General features: G+C 44.3%; 17 protein-coding genes. 10 read left to right on the forward strand and 7 right to left on the reverse strand.

The window, feature by feature from the left end; translation table 11 throughout:
- Positions 1-119: 119 nt before the first annotated feature.
- The gene (locus AK966_RS05425) at positions 120-1409 is read left to right on the forward strand and encodes a citrate synthase (RefSeq protein ID WP_099079330.1); all 1290 of its coding nucleotides are present in this window, start codon (positions 120-122) and stop codon (positions 1407-1409) included.
- 117 nt (positions 1410-1526) lie between these two features.
- On the opposite strand, the gene AK966_RS05430 is transcribed toward AK966_RS05425, so the two are convergent.
- Positions 1527-2285, reverse strand: a complete 759-nt coding sequence (locus AK966_RS05430; protein WP_099079329.1) for a Nif3-like dinuclear metal center hexameric protein — start codon at positions 2283-2285, stop codon at positions 1527-1529.
- A gap of 132 nt (positions 2286-2417) precedes the next feature.
- On the opposite strand from AK966_RS05430, the gene AK966_RS05435 reads away from it, so the two are divergent.
- Positions 2418-3176 (forward strand): DUF1853 family protein, encoded by a 759-nt coding sequence (locus AK966_RS05435; protein WP_119463674.1) that lies wholly within the window; start codon positions 2418-2420, stop codon positions 3174-3176.
- A 145-nt stretch (positions 3177-3321) separates the two neighbouring features.
- Here AK966_RS05435 and pgm read toward each other — a convergent pair whose 3' ends face one another.
- On the reverse strand, positions 3322-4968 hold the full coding sequence (pgm, locus tag AK966_RS05440; RefSeq protein WP_099079327.1) for a phosphoglucomutase (alpha-D-glucose-1,6-bisphosphate-dependent): 1647 nt from the start codon (positions 4966-4968) through the stop codon (positions 3322-3324).
- A gap of 92 nt (positions 4969-5060) precedes the next feature.
- The gene (gene seqA / locus AK966_RS05445; protein WP_099079326.1) at positions 5061-5603 is read right to left on the reverse strand and encodes a replication initiation negative regulator SeqA; all 543 of its coding nucleotides are present in this window, start codon (positions 5601-5603) and stop codon (positions 5061-5063) included.
- A 92-nt stretch (positions 5604-5695) separates the two neighbouring features.
- On the opposite strand from seqA, the gene AK966_RS05450 reads away from it, so the two are divergent.
- From AK966_RS05450 to fldA, 3 genes are all read left to right on the forward strand, one after another.
- A complete protein-coding gene (locus AK966_RS05450) occupies positions 5696-6463 on the forward strand; it encodes an alpha/beta fold hydrolase (RefSeq protein ID WP_119463675.1) in 768 nt (255 codons plus the stop codon).
- Positions 6464-6575: 112 nt separating this feature from the next.
- The gene (locus AK966_RS05455; protein WP_099079324.1) at positions 6576-6797 is read left to right on the forward strand and encodes a DUF2788 domain-containing protein; all 222 of its coding nucleotides are present in this window, start codon (positions 6576-6578) and stop codon (positions 6795-6797) included.
- Positions 6798-6845: 48 nt separating this feature from the next.
- Positions 6846-7379, forward strand: a complete 534-nt coding sequence (fldA, locus tag AK966_RS05460) for a flavodoxin FldA (protein WP_099079323.1) — start codon at positions 6846-6848, stop codon at positions 7377-7379.
- 52 nt (positions 7380-7431) lie between these two features.
- Here the strand turns inward: fldA and AK966_RS05465 are convergent, their stop codons facing one another.
- Complete coding sequence (locus AK966_RS05465) at positions 7432-7935, reverse strand: DUF4442 domain-containing protein (protein ID WP_099079322.1); 504 nt, start codon at positions 7933-7935, stop codon at positions 7432-7434.
- Positions 7936-8134: 199 nt separating this feature from the next.
- On the opposite strand from AK966_RS05465, the gene fcrX reads away from it, so the two are divergent.
- Positions 8135-8584 (forward strand): ferric iron uptake transcriptional regulator FcrX, encoded by a 450-nt coding sequence (gene fcrX, locus AK966_RS05470; protein ID WP_099079321.1) that lies wholly within the window; start codon positions 8135-8137, stop codon positions 8582-8584.
- Positions 8585-8706: 122 nt separating this feature from the next.
- Here fcrX and glnS read toward each other — a convergent pair whose 3' ends face one another.
- Positions 8707-10377 carry a glutamine--tRNA ligase gene (glnS, locus tag AK966_RS05475; protein ID WP_099079320.1) on the reverse strand — a complete coding sequence of 557 codons (1671 nt, stop codon included), beginning with the start codon at positions 10375-10377 and terminating at the stop codon, positions 8707-8709.
- A 235-nt stretch (positions 10378-10612) separates the two neighbouring features.
- On the reverse strand, positions 10613-12190 hold the full coding sequence (nagE, locus tag AK966_RS05480; RefSeq protein WP_099079319.1) for an N-acetylglucosamine-specific PTS transporter subunit IIBC: 1578 nt from the start codon (positions 12188-12190) through the stop codon (positions 10613-10615).
- A 489-nt stretch (positions 12191-12679) separates the two neighbouring features.
- On the opposite strand from nagE, the gene nagA reads away from it, so the two are divergent.
- The 4 genes from nagA to asnB all read left to right on the forward strand — a co-directional run bounded on the left by nagA (position 12680) and on the right by asnB (position 18598).
- Positions 12680-13816 carry an N-acetylglucosamine-6-phosphate deacetylase gene (nagA, locus tag AK966_RS05490; protein ID WP_099079318.1) on the forward strand — a complete coding sequence of 379 codons (1137 nt, stop codon included), beginning with the start codon at positions 12680-12682 and terminating at the stop codon, positions 13814-13816.
- 2 nt (positions 13817-13818) lie between these two features.
- On the forward strand, positions 13819-15033 hold the full coding sequence (locus tag AK966_RS05495) for an ROK family protein (protein ID WP_099079317.1): 1215 nt from the start codon (positions 13819-13821) through the stop codon (positions 15031-15033).
- A gap of 81 nt (positions 15034-15114) precedes the next feature.
- Positions 15115-16704: a cation:proton antiporter family protein gene (locus AK966_RS05500; protein WP_119463676.1), complete on the forward strand. Its 1590-nt coding sequence runs from the start codon at positions 15115-15117 to the stop codon at positions 16702-16704.
- A 229-nt stretch (positions 16705-16933) separates the two neighbouring features.
- Entirely contained in the window at positions 16934-18598 is a 1665-nt protein-coding gene (gene asnB / locus AK966_RS05505; RefSeq protein WP_119463677.1) for an asparagine synthase B, read from the forward strand.
- A 111-nt stretch (positions 18599-18709) separates the two neighbouring features.
- Here the strand turns inward: asnB and rfaH are convergent, their stop codons facing one another.
- Positions 18710-19210 carry a transcription/translation regulatory transformer protein RfaH gene (gene rfaH, locus AK966_RS05510; protein ID WP_099079314.1) on the reverse strand — a complete coding sequence of 167 codons (501 nt, stop codon included), beginning with the start codon at positions 19208-19210 and terminating at the stop codon, positions 18710-18712.
- Between the last annotated feature and the right edge of the window lie 119 nt (positions 19211-19329).

Below are 19329 nucleotides of genomic sequence, written 5' to 3' on the forward strand. Positions count from 1 at the left end.
TAAAAAATCATAACAAGTGCACACAAAAATGGAGAAAAATTGACTTTAAGCTTTAACAACAGTAAAAAATGTCACATATACATCCTGGACGGATTAAATAATAAACAAAGGAGATTGTTATGGCGGATAAGAAAGCGACCCTTCATGTCGAAGGTCATGCGCCAATCGAGCTGCCAATTATGGACGGTGCCCTCGGTACACCCGTAATTGATGTTCGTAAACTGGGAGCCAATGGTTACTTTACTTTTGACCCTGGTTTTCTTGCCACTGCATCTTGTGAATCATCAATCACCTATATCGATGGCGGCAAAGGGATTCTTTTGCACCGTGGTTACCCGATTGATCAATTAGCCAATAACGCAGATTACTTAGAAGTGTGTTACATCCTGCTTTATGGTGAAGCACCTACCCGCGAACAATACGAGCAGTTTAAAACAACCGTTACTCGCCATACTATGGTACATGAGCAAATCGCAAGCTTCTTCCATGGTTTCCGCCGTGATGCTCACCCAATGGCAGTAATGTGTGGTGTGGTTGGCGCATTAGCAGCCTTTTATCACGACTCATTGGATATCAATAACGATGAGCACCGCGAAATTGCCGCTTATCGCCTGATTTCAAAAATGCCAACCCTGGCGGCAATGTGTTACAAATACTCGATCGGCCAGCCATTTATCTACCCTCGCAACGACCTAAGCTACGCTGAAAACTATCTACACATGATGTTTGCTAACCCATGTGAAGAATACGAGGTTAATCCAGTAGTCGCTCGTGCTATGGACAAAATCTTTACGCTACATGCGGACCATGAGCAAAATGCTTCAACATCTACTGTTCGTCTAGCTGGTTCGTCCGGCGCCAACCCATTCGCCTGTATTGCCGCAGGTATCGCATCTCTATGGGGACCAGCTCACGGTGGAGCAAACGAAGCGTGTCTGAAGATGCTTGAAGAGATCGGCAGCGTAGATAACATTCCAGAGTATGTAGAGCGTGCAAAAGACAAGGATGACCCATTCCGCCTGATGGGCTTTGGTCATCGTGTTTACAAAAACTACGATCCTCGCGCGACGGTAATGCGTGAAACCTGTTACGAAGTTCTTAAAGAGCTGAATATCAAAGACCCACTACTAGACGTAGCGATGGAACTTGAGCGCATTGCACTTTCTGACGAATACTTCGTGTCTAAGAAGTTATACCCGAACGTAGATTTCTATTCAGGCATCATCCTAAAGGCGATTGGCATTCCAGTATCGATGTTTACGGTTATCTTCGCGATTTCTCGTACTATCGGTTGGATTGCTCACTGGAACGAGATGCACAGTGATCCACTAAATCGTATCGGCCGTCCTCGTCAGCTTTACACTGGTGAAACGCAACGCGATTTTTCACCACTGCATGAGCGCGAATAAGGTTTTAGGATCTAGGATCTAGGATCTAGGATCTAGGATCTAGGATCTAGGATCTAGGATGCGTATAAAGGGTTTCGACTCACGTCTCAACCCTTTAATTTTTGTTGTACGGTGAACTTACACTGGATTATCAATATCAATAAATTCTACGTCGAGGCAATGCTCTTTTTCTAGCCACTCACCTAACGCTTTAATGCCGTAACGCTCTGTTGCGTGATGACCCGCTGAGAAATAGTGAATATCCAACTCACGAGCACTGTAAGTTGTGCGCTCTGAGATCTCCCCCGAAATAAATGCATCTAAGCCGTGTTGTGCCGCCAGTTCAATATAGTCTTGTCCACCGCCCGTGCACCAACCAACCGTCTTTATCATCTTGTCTGCATTTTCAGGAGCAATATGCAAAGGCTCACGCTTTAATACTTGATTGATTTTGTTAGCAAACTCAGCACCTGTCATCGCGTATTTTAAACGACCAAACATAGCCACAGATTGAGGATGACCTTCAAGTCCGCCTTCAACTTCAATTTCCAATAAACGAGCAAGTTCTGCGTTGTTACCGAGTTCTGGGTGAATATCTAACGGTAAGTGATAGCCATACAGGTTGATGTCATTTTTAATCAAGCTACGGATGCGCTTCCCTTTCATGCCGCGAATGGGCTCTGGCTCGCCTTTCCAAAAATACCCATGGTGAACAAGTAGCGCATCTGCCTCTAATTCAACGGCTTTATCAATCAACGCTTGTGAAGCGGTTACGCCTGTCACGATGCGTTTGATTTCAGACTTACCTTCCACTTGCATACCATTAGGTGCATAGTCTTTAATAAGTTGCGGCGACAGTTTCTCGTTAAGGATCTTTTCTAGCTGAAAATTATTCATTTTTAATTCCAATACTTGTGGCTTGAGCAAAGTGTATATCGAACCGCAATCCAGATGCCAGTTGTGACATCCCCAACTCGCTTAAATTTCGATACAATAGAAAGGCTTTGCCTGTAACAACCAGGATAATGGATGAATTCTCTACAACGTTTCTATCAATGGATTGCTAGCACCCCGCCACTTTTTAAACTTCACACGCCCTTTGTCAGCGTCGAAGATATTCTGGCACCACCTCTATCGGACAATGAAGTCTACGATGGCAATCCACGACTTGGCTTCCTTTACCAACACCTTTGTACCAAGCTGCTGACTTGCTCAACTCGATATGAATTGATTGCTGAAGAGATTCAACTCAATGACGCGACTGGCCGCACCATTGGTGCCGTCGATTTGATCCTCGAGAATCAGGAGACCAAACAACACGAGCATTGGGAAGTGGCCATCAAGTTTTACTTACTTCATGAAGGTATTTGGTATGGACCGAATGCTCACGACCAACTGCACAAGAAGCTCGATCGCATGCTCACTCACCAACTAAAGATGAGTCAGAGAGAAGAGTTCCACCAACAGTTACCGTTAGACAATATACCGAGTGAGCACCTCCTGATGCAGGGACGTCTTTACGTTAACCCCTTTTCGGCAGAACCTATCCCGACAAGCTGTTTAGGCTACGAACTAGACCCGAATCAAATATCCGGTTATTGGTGTTATCAGAGCCAATGGGAGCAAATTGAACAGCCACTTTACGCCCTTTCCAAACCATTATGGGCAATTGGAACTGAAAAGCATGAAGACCCAATAAGCAAGCCATCAGGTAAATTCATCCATGCACAAACTCGGCTTGGCCAATTTTGGTTTGTGGTGCCAGATTCATGGCCAAATAACCAATAAGCTTTGGACTAACATGGATTCTCTTACGTATTCCGGTGTTGCGATAAGGAATAACACCCTGCCGTTTAATCCATGCGCCCCCCGTAAACAAAAAAGGGTTGGTGCTCTCACACCAACCCTTTATAACTAATTTGGAACTAAGTGCTTACAGACCAGCAGCTGCAAACACTTGATTCACGATCTCTTGCGCTTCTGCTTCGATTTGCTTTAGGTGCTCTTCACCTTTGAAGCTTTCACAGTAAATTTTGTAGATGTCTTCGGTGCCAGATGGACGTGCCGCAAACCAACCATTTGCTGTTGTCACTTTCAGACCACCGATTGCTGCACCATTACCTGGAGCGTGAGTCAAACGAGCAGTAATGACATCACCGGCTAGTGTTTCAGCTGCAACCATTTCTGGAGAAAGCTTCTTCAATACGTCTTTTTGCGGGCCATTGGCTACCGCTTGAATACGGTTGTACTTAGATTCGCCGTGTTTCGCCACTAGCTCTTCGTAGTATTCTTGAGGATTCTTACCCGTTACGGCTGTGATTTCTGCCGCTAATAAACAAAGTAGGATACCGTCTTTGTCCGTTGACCAAGGCGTACCATCTTTACGAAGGAAAGACGCACCCGCACTTTCTTCACCACCGAAGCCAAACTTACCAGCGTAAAGGCCATCAACAAACCATTTAAAGCCGACTGGTACTTCACAAAGATCGCGACCGAGATCAGCCACAACACGATCAATCAGTGCACTTGATACTAGCGTTTTACCAACTGCGACATCTTTACCCCACGCATCGCGGTGACGGTATAGGTAGTCGATACATACTGCTAAGAAGTGGTTCGGGTTCATCAAACCTTTTGGCGTAACGATACCGTGACGATCGTAGTCAGGGTCGTTACCAAATGCTAAGTCGTATTCGTCTTTCAGTGCCAACAGACCCGCCATTGCGTAAGGAGAAGAACAGTCCATACGTACAACGCCGTCTTTATCTAGCGACATGAATTGGAAAGACGGGTCAATTGCTTCACTTACTAGTGTTAGGTCTAGATTGTACGCCTGACCAATTTGACGCCAGTAATCGATGCCGCTGCCACCCAATGGATCAACACCAATCTTCAGATTTGCTTTTTGTATGGCATCCATATCGATAACATTCACTAGATCCTCGACGTATGGTTTCACCAAGTCCATCTCAACAAACAATTCCGATGCTTTTGCTTCTGCTAGAGGCAGACGCTTCACGCCTTGCAGGCCTTCAGCGATCAATGCGTTTGCACGATCTTCAATCGCTTGGGTGAGTTCCGCTTCAGCAGGACCACCGTGAGTCGGGTTGTATTTGATGCCACCGTCTTGTGGTGGATTGTGGGATGGCGTAATCACGATGCCGTCCGCTTTATCATCATGCTTAATGTTGTAAGTCAAAATCGCATGAGAAATACCAGGTGTTGGTGTATAGCCATTGTCTTGCTGAACGATCACTTTTACGCCGTTCGCAATCAATACTTCAATAACGCTTGAAAATGCTGGTTCAGATAGCGCGTGAGTGTCTTTACCCACAAACAGAGGACCGGTTGTACCTTGTTCTGCACGCACTTCTGCTACTGCCTGAGCAATTGCCAAAATATGGTTTTCGTTAAAAGTGTGTTTGTCTGCTGTACCGCGGTGACCAGAAGTACCAAACTGAACGTTATGCTCTGCGTTTGCTGCATCTGGTTGAAGTAAGAAGTAGTTAGCAACGAGTGCTGGAATATTGTGAAGATCTTCCTGCTGCGCTTTTTGCCCAGCACGAGGGTGCATCGCCATGTTTGACATCCTTTCATTAAAAACAAATAAAATCAAAAAAGCCTCATAATATCCGCTAAACGCTACACATTATGAGGCTTCTATCAGGTTTCTTAAATTGAACCTGTTACTTTCTCTATTAAGTCAGGCTGGAATTCCATTTGAGTCATCACCTGCTCCACCATTTGTCGTTTGCGACTGGTGTTGTTATTAGTAATTACCCAAAACGGTGTTTCCGGAATCGCTTTTGGCTTCGTGGTGTTACCATTCGCTAGCAGAGTCTCTTCATTATCAGCAAAGTAAACGCGTTTACGCCCCTTCACTTTTGTTGCTTGAGAGAAACTCTCTGGATTCAGTTTGTGTAAGGTTGATAGCACCAACATGAAGCGATCAATCGCTTTCTTAAGACCAGCAAACTCATCAGAAATAAGCAGAGAACGCATCTCTTTCACCATATCTACCGAATCTGTTTTACCCGCGTCTTTACTTACTACAATCCCTTGAGGCTGCTGTACTACAGTTGCAATTTCTGCTTCCTGTAACTGACCGTCAAGGTTTAAAAGGCGTCGCAAAATATCCGAGGCACTTTCACCGATATGCTTTGTTTGGCTTGCAATGTAACGGTATAGATCCTCATCAACCTCAATTGTTTTCATTCGCTTTTCACATTCTCAATGTTTAAACTCTGGGGGATTATAACGAGATCCTTTCGGATACTCCACGTTAAACCCATTACGAATAAGATAAAATGTCAGCATTACTCAACTATAAGCAAGAAGGCCAAGGTCAAACGGTTGTTTTAATTCATGGATTGTTTGGAAGTTTCAGTAATCTTGGCCTACTGGCACGTGATCTCGCTCAAGATCACTCCGTGATCAGCATCGACTTACGTAATCACGGACTTTCTTTTCACTCTGATATTCATGATTATCCGTCTATGGCACAAGATGTCGTGACGTTGCTACGCCATTTAAACGTCGAACCTGCACTTGTTATAGGGCATTCAATGGGTGGTAAAGTGGCAATTAAAGTGGCGGATATTGCACCTGAGCTTGTAAAGCAGCTCGTCATATTAGATATTGCGCCTGTCGCTTACGACACCAATCGCCATGACAATGTATTCAATGGTCTGCAAGCTGTACTCAAAGAACAGCCAACAAACCGCCAACAAGCCATGGACATCCTAGCCCAACATATTGAGATAGATGGCGTACGCCAATTCCTGTCGAAATCGTTATATAAACACGGCGAAGCAATGGAATGGCGCTTTAACGTAGCTAGCCTGTTTGATAACTACGCTGACATTATCGGCTGGCAAGAAATTCCCTCTACAGACATTCCGACCTTGTTTGTAAAAGGCGGTGATTCTGACTACCTCATACCAGAGTATCAAACCGCTGTTAAGCGTCAGTTCAAGCAAGCTAAAGCACATATAATCGCTAATACTGGTCACTGGCTACATGCAGAAAAACCCGCAGAAGTCATGCGCGTGATCAGGAAATACATTTCGAGTTAACAAATTCGAACACTCGTGCGAGATTATTAAAATAACCCATCTTGTATTGCATTAACTTTACCGTTTAACAGTGGTATAGTGCGCGCAAGAATTTTCGGCATGAAGGACGACAATGCTCTACGACTATATGGATATGCTCGAGTCAATCGGGCTCGATCTGCTTTTTGCTGCTATCTTCTTTTTCATTGGGATGGCAATAAAAGATGTGCTAAATCAGGGTAATGTACCCGTTTTTGGTCGTCGTATTGTATGGTTAGTTCTTTTCCTAGGCTGTGCTGGATTTATTGCGAAAGGCATGATTCAGCTCAGTTGGGAAGGCTCAGGACTTGGGTAAGCCCTTATCCCCATCGCCAATAATAAACAATGTAAAGGTATAGATTCTATGGCAAGTGTAGGTATCTTCTTCGGTAGCGACACAGGTAATACTGAAGCCGTTGCAAAGATGATTCAAAAACAACTAGGCAAGCAACTAGTTCACGTTCAAGACATCGCAAAAAGCAGCAAAGAAGACATTGATAATTTCGATCTTCTTCTTCTTGGTATCCCTACGTGGTACTACGGCGAAGCACAGTGTGATTGGGATGATTTCTTCCCAGAGCTTGAGCAAATTGACTTCTCAACGAAGCTAGTGGCTATCTTTGGCTGTGGCGACCAAGAAGACTACGCAGAATACTTCTGTGATGCGATGGGCACTGTACGTGACATCGTTGAGTCTAAAGGTGGTACTATTCTAGGTTACACTTCAACAGAAGGTTACGAGTTCGAAGCATCGAAAGCACTGGTTGAAGGCGATGACAGCCAATTCGTTGGTCTATGTATCGACGAAGATCGTCAACCAGAATTAACTGAAGAGCGCGTTGCAAACTGGGTTAAGCAAATCCACGAAGAGATGTGCCTAGCCGAGCTTGAAGGCTAATTAAAGCATTATAGAAAAGACCTCCATCAGGAGGTCTTTTTTTATCTGAATGCTATGAAGCTTCGGAGGCAATCTCTTCTTCCCGATATTGAGGTTTTTTCCGTACATATAGCTTCCGCTGTACTTGCGATACCACATTACCGTCCTTATCTTTAACGTGTGTAATGAACTCTGGAAAACATTTCTCTCCGTTACGGGTGACCTGATAGATCTCTTCTAGCATACCGTCTGTTACTTCAAATTCGGCAAACAAATCACTTTGTCCCGGCTTGATAAAATTGATGCTTGCTTCTTTATCCCAAACATAATATTCCTCACGCAAAATCCCCATAAGCATCAGTGAGTAAATCGGATCGGTGAGTGAAAAAATGCTGCCACCATATTGGGTGCGATTCGCATTTTTATTCCACCAGCAGAGCTTCAAACGGACCTTTACCGTTCGAAAATCATCAGAAATATGTAAGATTTTGATACCAGCCCCCCAAAATGGCGGCCAAATATTGAGCGAAAATTTCACTATCCCTGGTTTATATATCTTAGCAAGTCGCTTATTCATAACCATCCATAGTCTTTGCAGTTCAATGTTATTAATATGTAACTGGTCTGATCTGTAATATAATAGAGCCGTTTCCAATTTACAAAAAGAATCTATTAACCCTTTGAAGTTCGTGGTTTAATGTTCAGTATGCTTCGCCTATAATGGTAGACATATTAAATTCTGTTAAATCGCTGCAGATGATCCAACGGGAAAGTATATGTCAGACAATAATCAGGCGCTGAAGGATGCGGGTTTAAAAGTAACCCTTCCAAGGCTAAAAATTTTAGAAGTACTTCAGCAGCCAGACTGCCAGCACATTAGTGCTGAAGATTTGTACAAAAAGTTGATTGATCTAGGTGAAGAAATAGGTCTTGCAACGGTTTACCGTGTACTCAACCAGTTTGATGATGCTGGCATTGTAACTCGACACCATTTTGAAGGTGGAAAATCAGTGTTTGAATTATCAACTCAGCACCACCATGACCATCTAGTTTGTTTAGACTGTGGCGAAGTTATTGAGTTTTCAGACGAAATAATTGAACAACGTCAGCGTGAAATTGCGGCTAAGTACAATGTCACGCTTACTAACCATAGCTTATACCTATACGGTAAATGTGGTGACGGGACTTGTAAAGATAACCCTGACGCACATAAACCAGCACAGTAATTCTGTATTCAGTTTTGCTCAGTAATGCACTTTAACGTCAGCCCAGGCTGGCGTTTTTATTTGCCCGAAACAAAAAAACGCCAGCTTTTCAGCTGGCGTTTTTTATTCGCAGTTAATTGAGATTATTGATTCTCAATTTTTGCCCAAGTGTCACGCAGACCAACCGTACGGTTGAATACTAGCTTCTCTGCTGAAGAATCTTTCGAATCTGCACAGAAATAACCCATACGTTCGAACTGGAAGCCCTGCTCTGCTTCTGCAGCCGCTAGGCTTGGCTCAACAAAACCGTTTAGAACCACTAGTGATTCTGGGTTAATTGTTGCCGCGAAGTCATTCGCTGCAGCCGGGTTTGGTACCGTGAACAAACGATCGTACAAACGGATTTCTGCAGGCAATGCTTTATCCGCAGATACCCAGTGGATAACACCCTTCACTTTACGACCATCAGCTGGGTTCTTACCTAGCGTATCGACATCGTAAGTACAGAAGATAGTTGTGATGTTACCTTCCGCATCTTTCTCAACGCGTTCTGCTTTGATTACGTAAGCGCCACGCAGGCGAACTTCTTTACCTAGAACCAGACGCTTGTACTTCTTGTTGCCTTCCTCACGGAAGTCTTCACGCTCAATCCATACTTCGCGAGTAAATGGTACTTCACGCTCACCCATTTCAGGTTTGTTTGGATGATTTGCAAGCGTTAGTGTTTCAACAGCGCCTTGTTCGTAGTTCTCAATAACAATCTTAACTGGATCTAGAACAGCCATCGCACGCGGTGCATTTTCGTTTAGATCATCACGAATACAAGATTCTAGAGAACCGAATTCGATCATGTTCTCTTGCTTTGTTACACCGATACGCTTACAGAATTCACGGATTGATGCTGGCGTGAAACCACGGCGACGGAGACCTGATACTGTTGGCATGCGCGGGTCATCCCAACCATCAACCAATTTTTCAGTCACAAGCTGGTTTAGCTTACGCTTAGACATCACCGTGTACTCAAGATTCAGGCGGCTGAATTCGTACTGGTGTGGACGGCAATCAATCGTGATATTTTCCAGAACCCAATCGTAAAGACGACGGTTGTCCATAAATTCTAACGTACAGATAGAATGCGTAATGCCTTCTAGCGCATCAGAAATACAGTGTGTAAAGTCGTACATTGGGTAAATGCACCACTTGTCACCAGTCTGATGGTGAGTAGCAAAACGTACACGGTAAATCACTGGATCACGCATAACCATGAATGAAGAACCCATGTCGATCTTCGCGCGTAGACATGCTTTACCTTCTTCGAATTCACCCGCACGCATTTTTTCAAATAACGCTAGGTTTTCTTCAATAGGACGATCACGATAAGGGCTTGGTTTACCTGGCGCAGTTAGTGTGCCGCGGTATTCACGGATCTGCTCTGGACTTAGCTCATCTACATACGCTAAGCCTTTGTTAATCAATTCAATTGCATATTCGTAAAGCTTATCGAAGTAGTTTGATGAGTAACATACTTCACCATCCCACTCGAAGCCCAACCAGTTTACATCTTTCTTGATAGACTCAACGTATTCGATGTCTTCTTTTTCAGGGTTTGTATCGTCGAAACGTAAGTTACATTGACCCTGGTAGTCCTGAGCAATACCGAAGTTCAAACAGATAGACTTAGCATGACCGATGTGCAAGTAGCCATTTGGCTCTGGCGGGAATCGAGTATGCACGCTAGTGTGTTTACCATCCGCTAGATCTTTATCAATGATCTGGCGAATAAAGTTTGATGGACGAGCATCAGCTTCACTCATCTATAGCACCTCAAAAATATTAGTATTGTCAGAGAAAACAGTACTCCGCAACCAAGGTTGGTTTTGCAGAGTGCATTATTCCTAATGATCCACAATTCTTAGCGATTAGACAACAAGAACCGTCGTTAAAAAAGCAATATTTCGCTACTTCGCTTGAAAGCGGTGTAGATTCAATCCCCTCAAAACAAAAAAAGACCTCCCGAAGGAGGTCTTAATAGAGAGTCTTAAGATGTAATTACGGAAGTTTTACATCTGATAGGTCTTCACCTGAACCGATTGCTTTCATTTCACCAGCAACGATTTCTGCAAGAGGACCAAGGATAACTTGAAGGTTATTTTCACCCAGTTTCACAACACCTTTCGCACCTAGTTTCTTAAGTACTGCTTCATCAGCGATAGAGCGATCTTTAAGAGTTAGACGTAGACGAGTGATACATGCGTCGATAGACGTTAGGTTGTCGTGACCACCTAATGCTTTTAGGTATTGACGAGCTAGGTCACCTTTTTTCGCTTCACCTGCTGGTGCTGCTGCAGGCGTGTCTTCGTCGTCATCTTCACGACCAGGCGATTTTAGGTTGAACGCGCGGATTGCGAAGCTAAATGTGAAGAAGTATAGGGCACCAAAACCTAGGCCGATAGCAAGCAGTACTAGAGGCTTAGTTGCTAGACCGTAGTTCAATACGAAGTCGATAAGACCTGCAGAGAAACCAAAGCCGTGTAGCGTACCAAACATGTTTGCAATTACTAGAGACAAGCCTGTGAACACCGCGTGCATTGCATATAGTGCAGGTGCTAGGAATACGAACATGAACTCTAGAGGCTCAGTAATACCTGTTAGGAATGAACAGAATGCTACTGAGAATAGCGCGCCACCAACTTGGCTGCGTTTCTCAACTGGTGCAGCGAGGTACATAGCAAGTGCTGCACCCGGTAGACCGAACATCATTACAGGGAAGAAACCGTTCATGAATACACCAGCGCTCTTATCGCCGCCAAAGAAGCGGTGTAGGTCACCAGATTTAACGGTTTCAGTTACTTCTTTAACTGTTGCAGTGATTTCTGGAGTGACAGAGTTTGCGAATTCAAATGTGTGAGCTTGACCAACAACTAGAGTCTTAGCTAGAGAAGGGTCAACACAAAGCTGTTGTAGTGCAGGAAGTGCTTGACCAGCTGCTGTTGCGCCAGAAACTATAACTTCTTGACACGTACCCATACCGAACCAGAAATACGAGTTTAATACGTGGTGTAGACCTACAGGGATAAGCGCACGGTTAAGTGTACCGTATACAAACTGACCGATAGCGCCAGATGTTGATACCGCGTGTGCTAGAGCGTCAAGACCAGCTTGAATTGATGGCCAAACAACACCAGCGATTGCACCTGCTACTAGCGCGAAAAGACCCGCCATGATAGGTACTAGACGTTTGCCAGAGAAGAATGCCAACCACTCAGGAAGACGCGTCGCATGGAAAGCGTTGTAAGAGTGACCAGCGATAATACCAGCAATGATACCACCAAAGAATGACATATTTACGTCAGCATTGATTGTTGTTGCTGTTGCTGTAATTACAAAGTAAGCCACGGCACCAGCTAGACCAGCAGCACCTTGACCATCTTTAGAAAGACCGATCGCAATACCTAGACCAAAGAGAAGTGGAAGTTGACCGAAGATCGCACCACCCGCTTGAGCCATAAATGGAATATCTAAAAGGTCGCCTTGACCCAAACGTAGTAAAAGCGCTGCAACTGGAAGCGTTGCGATAGGAAGCATAAGTGCTTTACCTAACTTCTGCGCGTACCCAAGAATATTCACCTTAAGTTCCCCCTATAGGATTTTATGTTTTGTTGAAGACTTATTTCAGTCGTTCAATTTAGTTCGCACCAGTTTATGATATTAATTTTGCTCCGCAAATTAAAACCTCATTGTTTGTGATCACAATCACCAGAAATCGCCCAATAGAAAGGTTTTTGCTAGCGAGATCATAAAACTTATTTTATTATACGAAAAAATGGCGTTTTAACGATAAAATTCTCGCACTATATGCAAGAAAGAATCAGTGTTATTTTAGTCTCTCAACAGGCTAATCGCAGTAGCTTTGCTCTGAAAAATAATAACAACAAGCAATTAATTCAATATTTTTCAAATGGTTACAATGACAATAACATTAATAAAACGCGACTTGCTGTATGTGACCTGTTATCTAAATCAGTGATACAAACTAAGTAATCCATAGGATTCACTCGTACATCATCTAGATAACAAGGCAGAAATTGAATTCTAATTTATAAGGACTCGCTGAATATGTACGCGCTAAGTAACTGTAAAATCTATACCGGTAGTGACGTTCTCACCCACCATGCGGTTATCATTGAAAACGATCAGATACACTCGGTAGTGCCTGTGACTCAATTACCAGAGACTATTGAAGTTAGAGATTTAAACGGTGCAAACCTAAGCCCAGGCTTCATAGACCTTCAGTTAAATGGCTGTGGTGGCGTAATGCTTAACGACGAAATCACACCAGAAACCATGCAGATTATGCATAACGCGAACTTAAAGTCTGGCTGTACGAGCTTTCTGCCTACCCTTATCACTTCATCTGACGAAGACATGCGTGCTTCAATCGCAGCAGCTCGCGAATACCACAACCAATATAAAAACCAATCACTAGGCCTACATTTAGAAGGCCCTTACCTTAACGTTGCCAAAAAAGGCATCCACAGCGTTGATTTCATTCGCCCATCAGATGACGGCATGATTGATCTTATCTGTGAAAACGCAGACATCGTTGCAAAAGTAACATTGGCACCAGAACAAAACGATCCTGAGCACATCTCACGTTTGAAAGCGGCTGGCATCGTGGTATCTATCGGCCACACGAATGCAACCTATGCTGAAGCGCGTGAAGGCTTTGAAGCAGGCATTACCTTTGCTACACACCTGTTTAATGCGATGACACCAATGGTGGGTCGTGAACCTGGTGTTGTGGGCGCTATTTACGATACGCCTGAAGTTTACGCAGGCATCATTGCAGACGGTTTCCATGTTGATTACGCGAACATCCGTATTGCGCATAAAATCAAAGGTGAAAAGCTTGTTTTGGTGACCGATGCCACAGCTCCAGCAGGTGCCGACATGGATCACTTTATTTTTGTTGGTAAGAAAGTATATTACCGAGATGGTAAGTGTGTTGATGAAAACGGCACACTAGGCGGCTCAGCTCTGACAATGATTGAAGCAGTTCAGAACACCGTTGAGCACGCGGGCATCGCTTTAGACGAAGCTCTACGAATGGCTACGCTTTATCCAGCTACCGCTATCGGTGTTGAGGAGCGTCTTGGCCGAATTCGAAAAGGTATGGTGGCAAACCTAACTATTTTCGATCGTGACTTCAATGTAAAAGCGACGGTTGTTAACGGACAATACGAGCAAAATTAAGCATGAATGGCGGACAGATTGGTAATGTAGATTTAGTAAAGCAGTTGAACAGTGCTGCTGTTTATAGGTTGATCGACCAACAAGGTCCTATCTCCCGCATACAGGTAGCCGATGTAAGTCAGCTTGCTCCAGCAAGTGTTACCAAAATAACCCGTCAACTTTTAGAGCACGGTCTAATTAAAGAGGTCGCGCAACAAGCTTCTACTGGTGGTCGCCGAGCTATCTCGTTGACCACTGAAGTGAAGCCATTCCACTCTATCGCCATTCGATTGGGCCGTGACTATGTTCAGTTCTGTTTATACGATCTGGGCGGAACGGCTTTAGTTACCGATCAGCACGAACTTCATTACTCAAATCAAGCTGACTTGATTACAGGGTTAATTGAGTTATTGAAAGGTTTTCGTGATCGTTGCCAAGATAAGATTGATCAGCTCATTGCAATTGGTATTACCCTTCCTGGTTTGGTTAACCCAACCACAGGGGTTGTCGAGTATATGCCAAACACTGATATCGATAACCTCGCGCTTGGGGAGATCATTAGTGAAAAGTTTAATACTGCCTGCTTTGTCGGTAATGATGTTCGCAGCATGGCATTAGCCGAGCACTACTTTGGTGCAAGTCAAGACTGCCAAGACTCTATTCTTGTTAGTGTTCACCGAGGTACGGGAGCGGGTATCATTGTAAAGGGAGAGGTATTCCTTGGTTTTAATCGCAACGTGGGTGAAATCGGCCATATTCAAATCGACCCTTTAGGCGAACAATGTCAATGTGGCAACTTTGGTTGCTTGGAAACGGTGGCTGCAAACCCTGCCATCGTAAAACGAGTCAGACAATTGATCGCGCAAGGCTACGAGTCCAGCCTCACTCAGCTGGAACACATCACTATCGAAGATGTTTGTAGTCACGCCATTAGCGGGGATGAATTGGCAAAACAAAGCTTGGTACGTGTGGGTAACCAGCTAGGTAAAGCCATCGCAATTACAGTTAACTTGTTTAACCCACAAAAGATTGTCATTGCGGGTGATATCACTGCGGCCGAAGAAATTGTTTTCCCAGCGATTCGACGTAATGTAGAAAACCAATCTTTAAAAACATTCCACAACGAACTCCCTATCGTCGCATCACATATTGATAAGCAACCAACCATGGGTGCATTTGCAATGATTAAACGTGCCATGTTAAACGGTGTTTTGTTACAAAAGTTACTAGAAGACTAAGTTTATACATCCAATTAAGTTACAATCTCGGGCTGTGATTTCACAGCCCGTTTTTGTATATCAGGAATATAGCTCAACAGTATGGAAATTATTCTAATTACAACGGCTTTTATAGCTGGTTTTATTGCGGTCAAGTGCAACCTCCCACCTCTGGTTGGCTTTCTGCTTGCGGGCTTTGGCTTGCATGCTTTTGGTTATCAGAGCAATGAGGTCATCATCACCCTCGCCGATCTCGGTGTGACGCTTCTACTTTTCACTATCGGTTTAAAGCTTGATGTCAAAACCCTACTTTCCAAAGAGATCTGGGGTGGCGCGACCGTGCACAATATTATTTCCACTCTGTTCTTTGCGCTGGTTCTTATCGGATTAAAGCTGCTTGGCCTGTCCTCGTTAACGGACATGGACAGCACGCAAATATTGCTCTTAGCGTTCGCCCTCTCATTCTCTAGTACCGTTTTTGCTGTTAAGACTCTGCAAGAAAAGGGGGAAATAAATGCCACTTACGGCACTCTGGCTATCGGTATTCTTGTTATGCAAGATATCTTTGCCGTGGTGTTCTTGACCGCATCAACAGGGAAAATCCCTGAATGGTATGCCATTGGCCTGTTTGCCCTGCCGCTACTTCGTCCACTGTTCTACAAAGTGTTAGACAAAGTCGGCCACGGTGAAATGCTGGTGCTATTTGGCATCTTTTTCGCACTCGTTGTCGGCGCAGGCTTATTTGAATTGGTTGGTATGAAGCCAGATCTCGGCGCGCTGATCCTTGGCATGCTACTCGCCGGCCACCGCAAAGCGTCAGAGCTTTCCAAAGCCCTATTTAACATGAAGGAACTGTTTTTAGTCTGTTTCTTCCTAAACATTGGCCTATCCGCATCACTGAGCTTTAACGGTGTAGGCCTCGCGCTGCTCTTTATTCTGTTACTACCAATCAAAGGGGTGCTTTACTTCCTAACCATCAACTACTTTAAGTTCCGTGTTCGTACCTCTTTACTTACATCACTTTCACTGTTCAATTACAGTGAATTTGGCCTGATTGTGGGTGGCCTTGCGTATAATATGGGATGGATGCCAAGCGATATACTAGCCGCGATTGCGGTCGCCGTTTCTATCTCATTCATCATTTCTGCGCCACTAAACAGACTTGGTCATCAAATTTACCAACACTCGGGTAAGTGGCTACAAGAAACGGCGGCAGAGAAGCTGAACCAACGTGACCAACTCATCAATCCAGGGCATGCGCAAATATTGATTTTAGGTATGGGTCGAATTGGTACAGGTGCTTATGATGAACTTCGCGCTCGCTATGGCAAGATCTCTCTTGGTGTCGAAGTTCGTGAAGACGCTGCCCATAAACACCGATCTGAAGGCCGTAATGTGATTTCCGGCGATGCGACTGACCCGGATTTTTGGGAACGTATCTTAGATACCGCGAACGTGAAGATGGTTCTTCTGGCGATGCCACACCATCAAGGAAACCAAACCGCACTTGAGCAATTACAAAGCCGAAACTACAAAGGCCAAATTGCTGCAATTGCCGAATATCCCGATCAGCTAGAAGGCTTACTAGAAAGTGGAGTCGATGCAGCATTTAACATCTACAGTGAAGCTGGTAGTGGCTTTGCTCGTCATGTTTGCGATCAACTTCAACCTCAATTTACCCCTATCAAATAAGCATCAAAAACCCTATTTTTATTGAGCCCTCTGCGAATAAGAGGGCTTTTTTGTACACTATTTCAACCAAACCTTAATCACATTCACCAAAATCTAGATTTTGTTAAATATTTTCCAACTAACAAGCCTTTTTATGATTTTTTTATTCAAAAAACGTTGCTTTTTTTACTCAGAATGGCAAATTGGAGTCATACCGATTAAAAATTGTCTAGTTTAAAAAGGATGTTGTATGTGTTCAGTATTTGGCATTTTAGACATTAAAAGTGATGCTGCTTCATTGCGCCCTATCGCATTAGAGATGTCGAAAAAACTTCGCCACCGTGGCCCTGACTGGTCTGGTATTTACTCTTCAGAACGCGCTATTTTAGCGCACGAGCGCTTAGCCATCGTTGGCCTAAATAGCGGTGCTCAGCCACTATACAGCCCAGATAAAAAACTCATCCTTGCTGTAAACGGTGAAATCTACAACCACAAAGAGATCCGTGCGCGTTACGAAGGCAAATACGAATTTCAGACGGACTCTGATTGTGAAGTGATTCTCGCGCTTTACCAAGACAAAGGCGCAGACCTTCTTGAAGAACTCAACGGTATTTTCGCATTCGTCCTATACGACGAAGAAAAAGATGAGTACCTAATAGGTCGTGACCACATCGGTATCATTCCGCTTTACCAAGGTTACGACGAACACGGCAACTACTATGTCGCATCTGAAATGAAAGCACTTGTATCGGTATGTAAAACCGTCAGTGAATTCCCTCCTGGTTGCCATTACGCTAGTGCCGATTCAGAGCCACAACGTTACTACATCCGAGACTGGAACGAATACGCGGCCGTGCAAGGTAACTCAACCAGTAAGGAAGAGTTAACCGAAGCACTGGAAGCCGCAGTAAAACGTCAGCTAATGACAGACGTTCCTTATGGTGTACTTCTTTCTGGCGGTCTGGACTCGTCGATCACTTCGGCAGTAGCAAAACGATTCGCCGCGATGCGCATTGAAGATGATGAGAAATCTGAAGCGTGGTGGCCACAACTGCACTCTTTTGCTGTTGGTCTAGAAGGTGCGCCCGATTTGAAAGCGGCCCGCGAAGTCGCAGAGCAAATTGGCACCGTCCATCACGAGATGACTTACACCATCCAAGAAGGCTTAGACGCAATTCGTGACGTGATTTACCACATTGAAACTTACGATGTCACAACAATTCGCGCATCAACACCAATGTTCTTAATGGGACGTAAGATTAAAGCGATGGGCATTAAGATGGTACTTTCTGGCGAAGGCGCGGATGAGATATTCGGCGGTTACCTTTACTTCCACAAAGCACCGAACGCACAAGAGTTCCATGAGGAAACCGTACGTAAACTGCTTGCTCTAAATATGTTTGATTGTGCACGAGCAAACAAATCGCTGGCAGCTTGGGGGGTAGAAGGCCGTGTGCCTTTCCTAGACAAAGAGTTCATCGACGTGGCAATGCGTTTGAATCCAGCAGACAAAATGTGCGGCAACGGTAAAATGGAAAAACATATTCTTCGTGAGTGTTTTGAGCATTACCTACCGGAGTCGATTGCATGGCGCCAAAAAGAGCAGTTCTCTGATGGTGTTGGCTACAGCTGGATCGATACGCTAAAAGAAGTCGCGGAACAGAAAGTGACCGAACAGCAAATGGAGACCGCTCAATACCGCTTCCCGTACAACACACCAACCACAAAAGAAGGTTATGTGTATCGTGAGATCTTTGAAGAGCTCTTCCCCTTACCTTCAGCTGCAGAATGTGTCCCTGGTGGCCCTTCTGTCGCATGTTCATCTGCGAAAGCGATCGAGTGGGATGAATCTTTCCAAAACTGCGTAGACCCATCAGGGCGTGCGGTACAAACCGTTCACAACGACGCTTACTAAGTCATTTTCATGACATAACGATTGGACTGGCTCCACCAGCCCTTTCAGACAAATAAATTCACTACGATCAAAAAGAGGTGCTTTCGCACCTCTTTTTGATTTGAATTCGTGTTACTTCAGATCCAAGTCACTGTTGTTTAAGCTAACTGGCACGTGCTTAGTGATCATCTGCACCAACAGAATAGAACGCTTCTCTCCATCTTGCTCTTGGTAGATAGCGTCAATACCGGCAAACTGCCCACTTTTGACTCTAATTTGGTCACCAGGTTGCGGCATACACTCCGAGTTTATATCTTCTACGGTGCATTGCTCTAACTGCTTAAGTTCGAAGATCAAATCTCCTTCGATTTCTTTTGGTTGAGCTCCAAAACGGACGAAGTCTACCACTCCACGTGTAGAGCGAATCGACGTAAAGCTCGGCCCTTGCTCATAGTCAAATCGAGCAAATACATAACATGGAAATAACGGTTCTTCGACTTTTTGTCGTTTACTACGCAAGATCTTTTCAACCTCAACAGTAGGGTAGAAACATTCCACACCTTGATTCTCTAAGTGTTGCTTCGCCCTTACTTGCTCTCCACGCTTGCAATAAAGTAGATACCAACGTTTCATTTCATGACTAGCCAATTATGTATTTTTTATCATCCTAGCATTAAGCCAATATTGAGTCATGGACATTCAAGCAATCTATGTGCATATGGCTAAATCTTCGCCATGATACTTTTTTATTT

It is taken from the genome of Vibrio sp. PID23_8, assembly GCF_003584965.1.
Taxonomy (GTDB): Bacteria; Pseudomonadota; Gammaproteobacteria; order Enterobacterales; family Vibrionaceae; genus Vibrio.

What these genes read in the sequence shown, in the direction of transcription:
- rfaH (WP_099079314.1), bottom strand. Translation starts at nt 19,210, where the DNA reads ATGAAACGTTGGTATCTACTTTATTGCAAGCGTGGAGAGCAAGTAAGG.
- AK966_RS05435 (WP_119463674.1), top strand. Translation starts at nt 2,418, where the DNA reads ATGAATTCTCTACAACGTTTCTATCAATGGATTGCTAGCACCCCGCCA.
- AK966_RS05430 (WP_099079329.1), bottom strand. Translation starts at nt 2,285, where the DNA reads ATGAATAATTTTCAGCTAGAAAAGATCCTTAACGAGAAACTGTCGCCG.
- pgm (WP_099079327.1), bottom strand. Translation starts at nt 4,968, where the DNA reads ATGGCGATGCACCCTCGTGCTGGGCAAAAAGCGCAGCAGGAAGATCTT.
- AK966_RS05455 (WP_099079324.1), top strand. Translation starts at nt 6,576, where the DNA reads ATGCTCTACGACTATATGGATATGCTCGAGTCAATCGGGCTCGATCTG.
- seqA (WP_099079326.1), bottom strand. Translation starts at nt 5,603, where the DNA reads ATGAAAACAATTGAGGTTGATGAGGATCTATACCGTTACATTGCAAGC.
- nagA (WP_099079318.1), top strand. Translation starts at nt 12,680, where the DNA reads ATGTACGCGCTAAGTAACTGTAAAATCTATACCGGTAGTGACGTTCTC.
- AK966_RS05495 (WP_099079317.1), top strand. Translation starts at nt 13,819, where the DNA reads ATGAATGGCGGACAGATTGGTAATGTAGATTTAGTAAAGCAGTTGAAC.
- fldA (WP_099079323.1), top strand. Translation starts at nt 6,846, where the DNA reads ATGGCAAGTGTAGGTATCTTCTTCGGTAGCGACACAGGTAATACTGAA.
- asnB (WP_119463677.1), top strand. Translation starts at nt 16,934, where the DNA reads ATGTGTTCAGTATTTGGCATTTTAGACATTAAAAGTGATGCTGCTTCA.
- AK966_RS05425 (WP_099079330.1), top strand. Translation starts at nt 120, where the DNA reads ATGGCGGATAAGAAAGCGACCCTTCATGTCGAAGGTCATGCGCCAATC.
- AK966_RS05465 (WP_099079322.1), bottom strand. Translation starts at nt 7,935, where the DNA reads ATGAATAAGCGACTTGCTAAGATATATAAACCAGGGATAGTGAAATTT.
- AK966_RS05450 (WP_119463675.1), top strand. Translation starts at nt 5,696, where the DNA reads ATGTCAGCATTACTCAACTATAAGCAAGAAGGCCAAGGTCAAACGGTT.
- fcrX (WP_099079321.1), top strand. Translation starts at nt 8,135, where the DNA reads ATGTCAGACAATAATCAGGCGCTGAAGGATGCGGGTTTAAAAGTAACC.
- glnS (WP_099079320.1), bottom strand. Translation starts at nt 10,377, where the DNA reads ATGAGTGAAGCTGATGCTCGTCCATCAAACTTTATTCGCCAGATCATT.
- AK966_RS05500 (WP_119463676.1), top strand. Translation starts at nt 15,115, where the DNA reads ATGGAAATTATTCTAATTACAACGGCTTTTATAGCTGGTTTTATTGCG.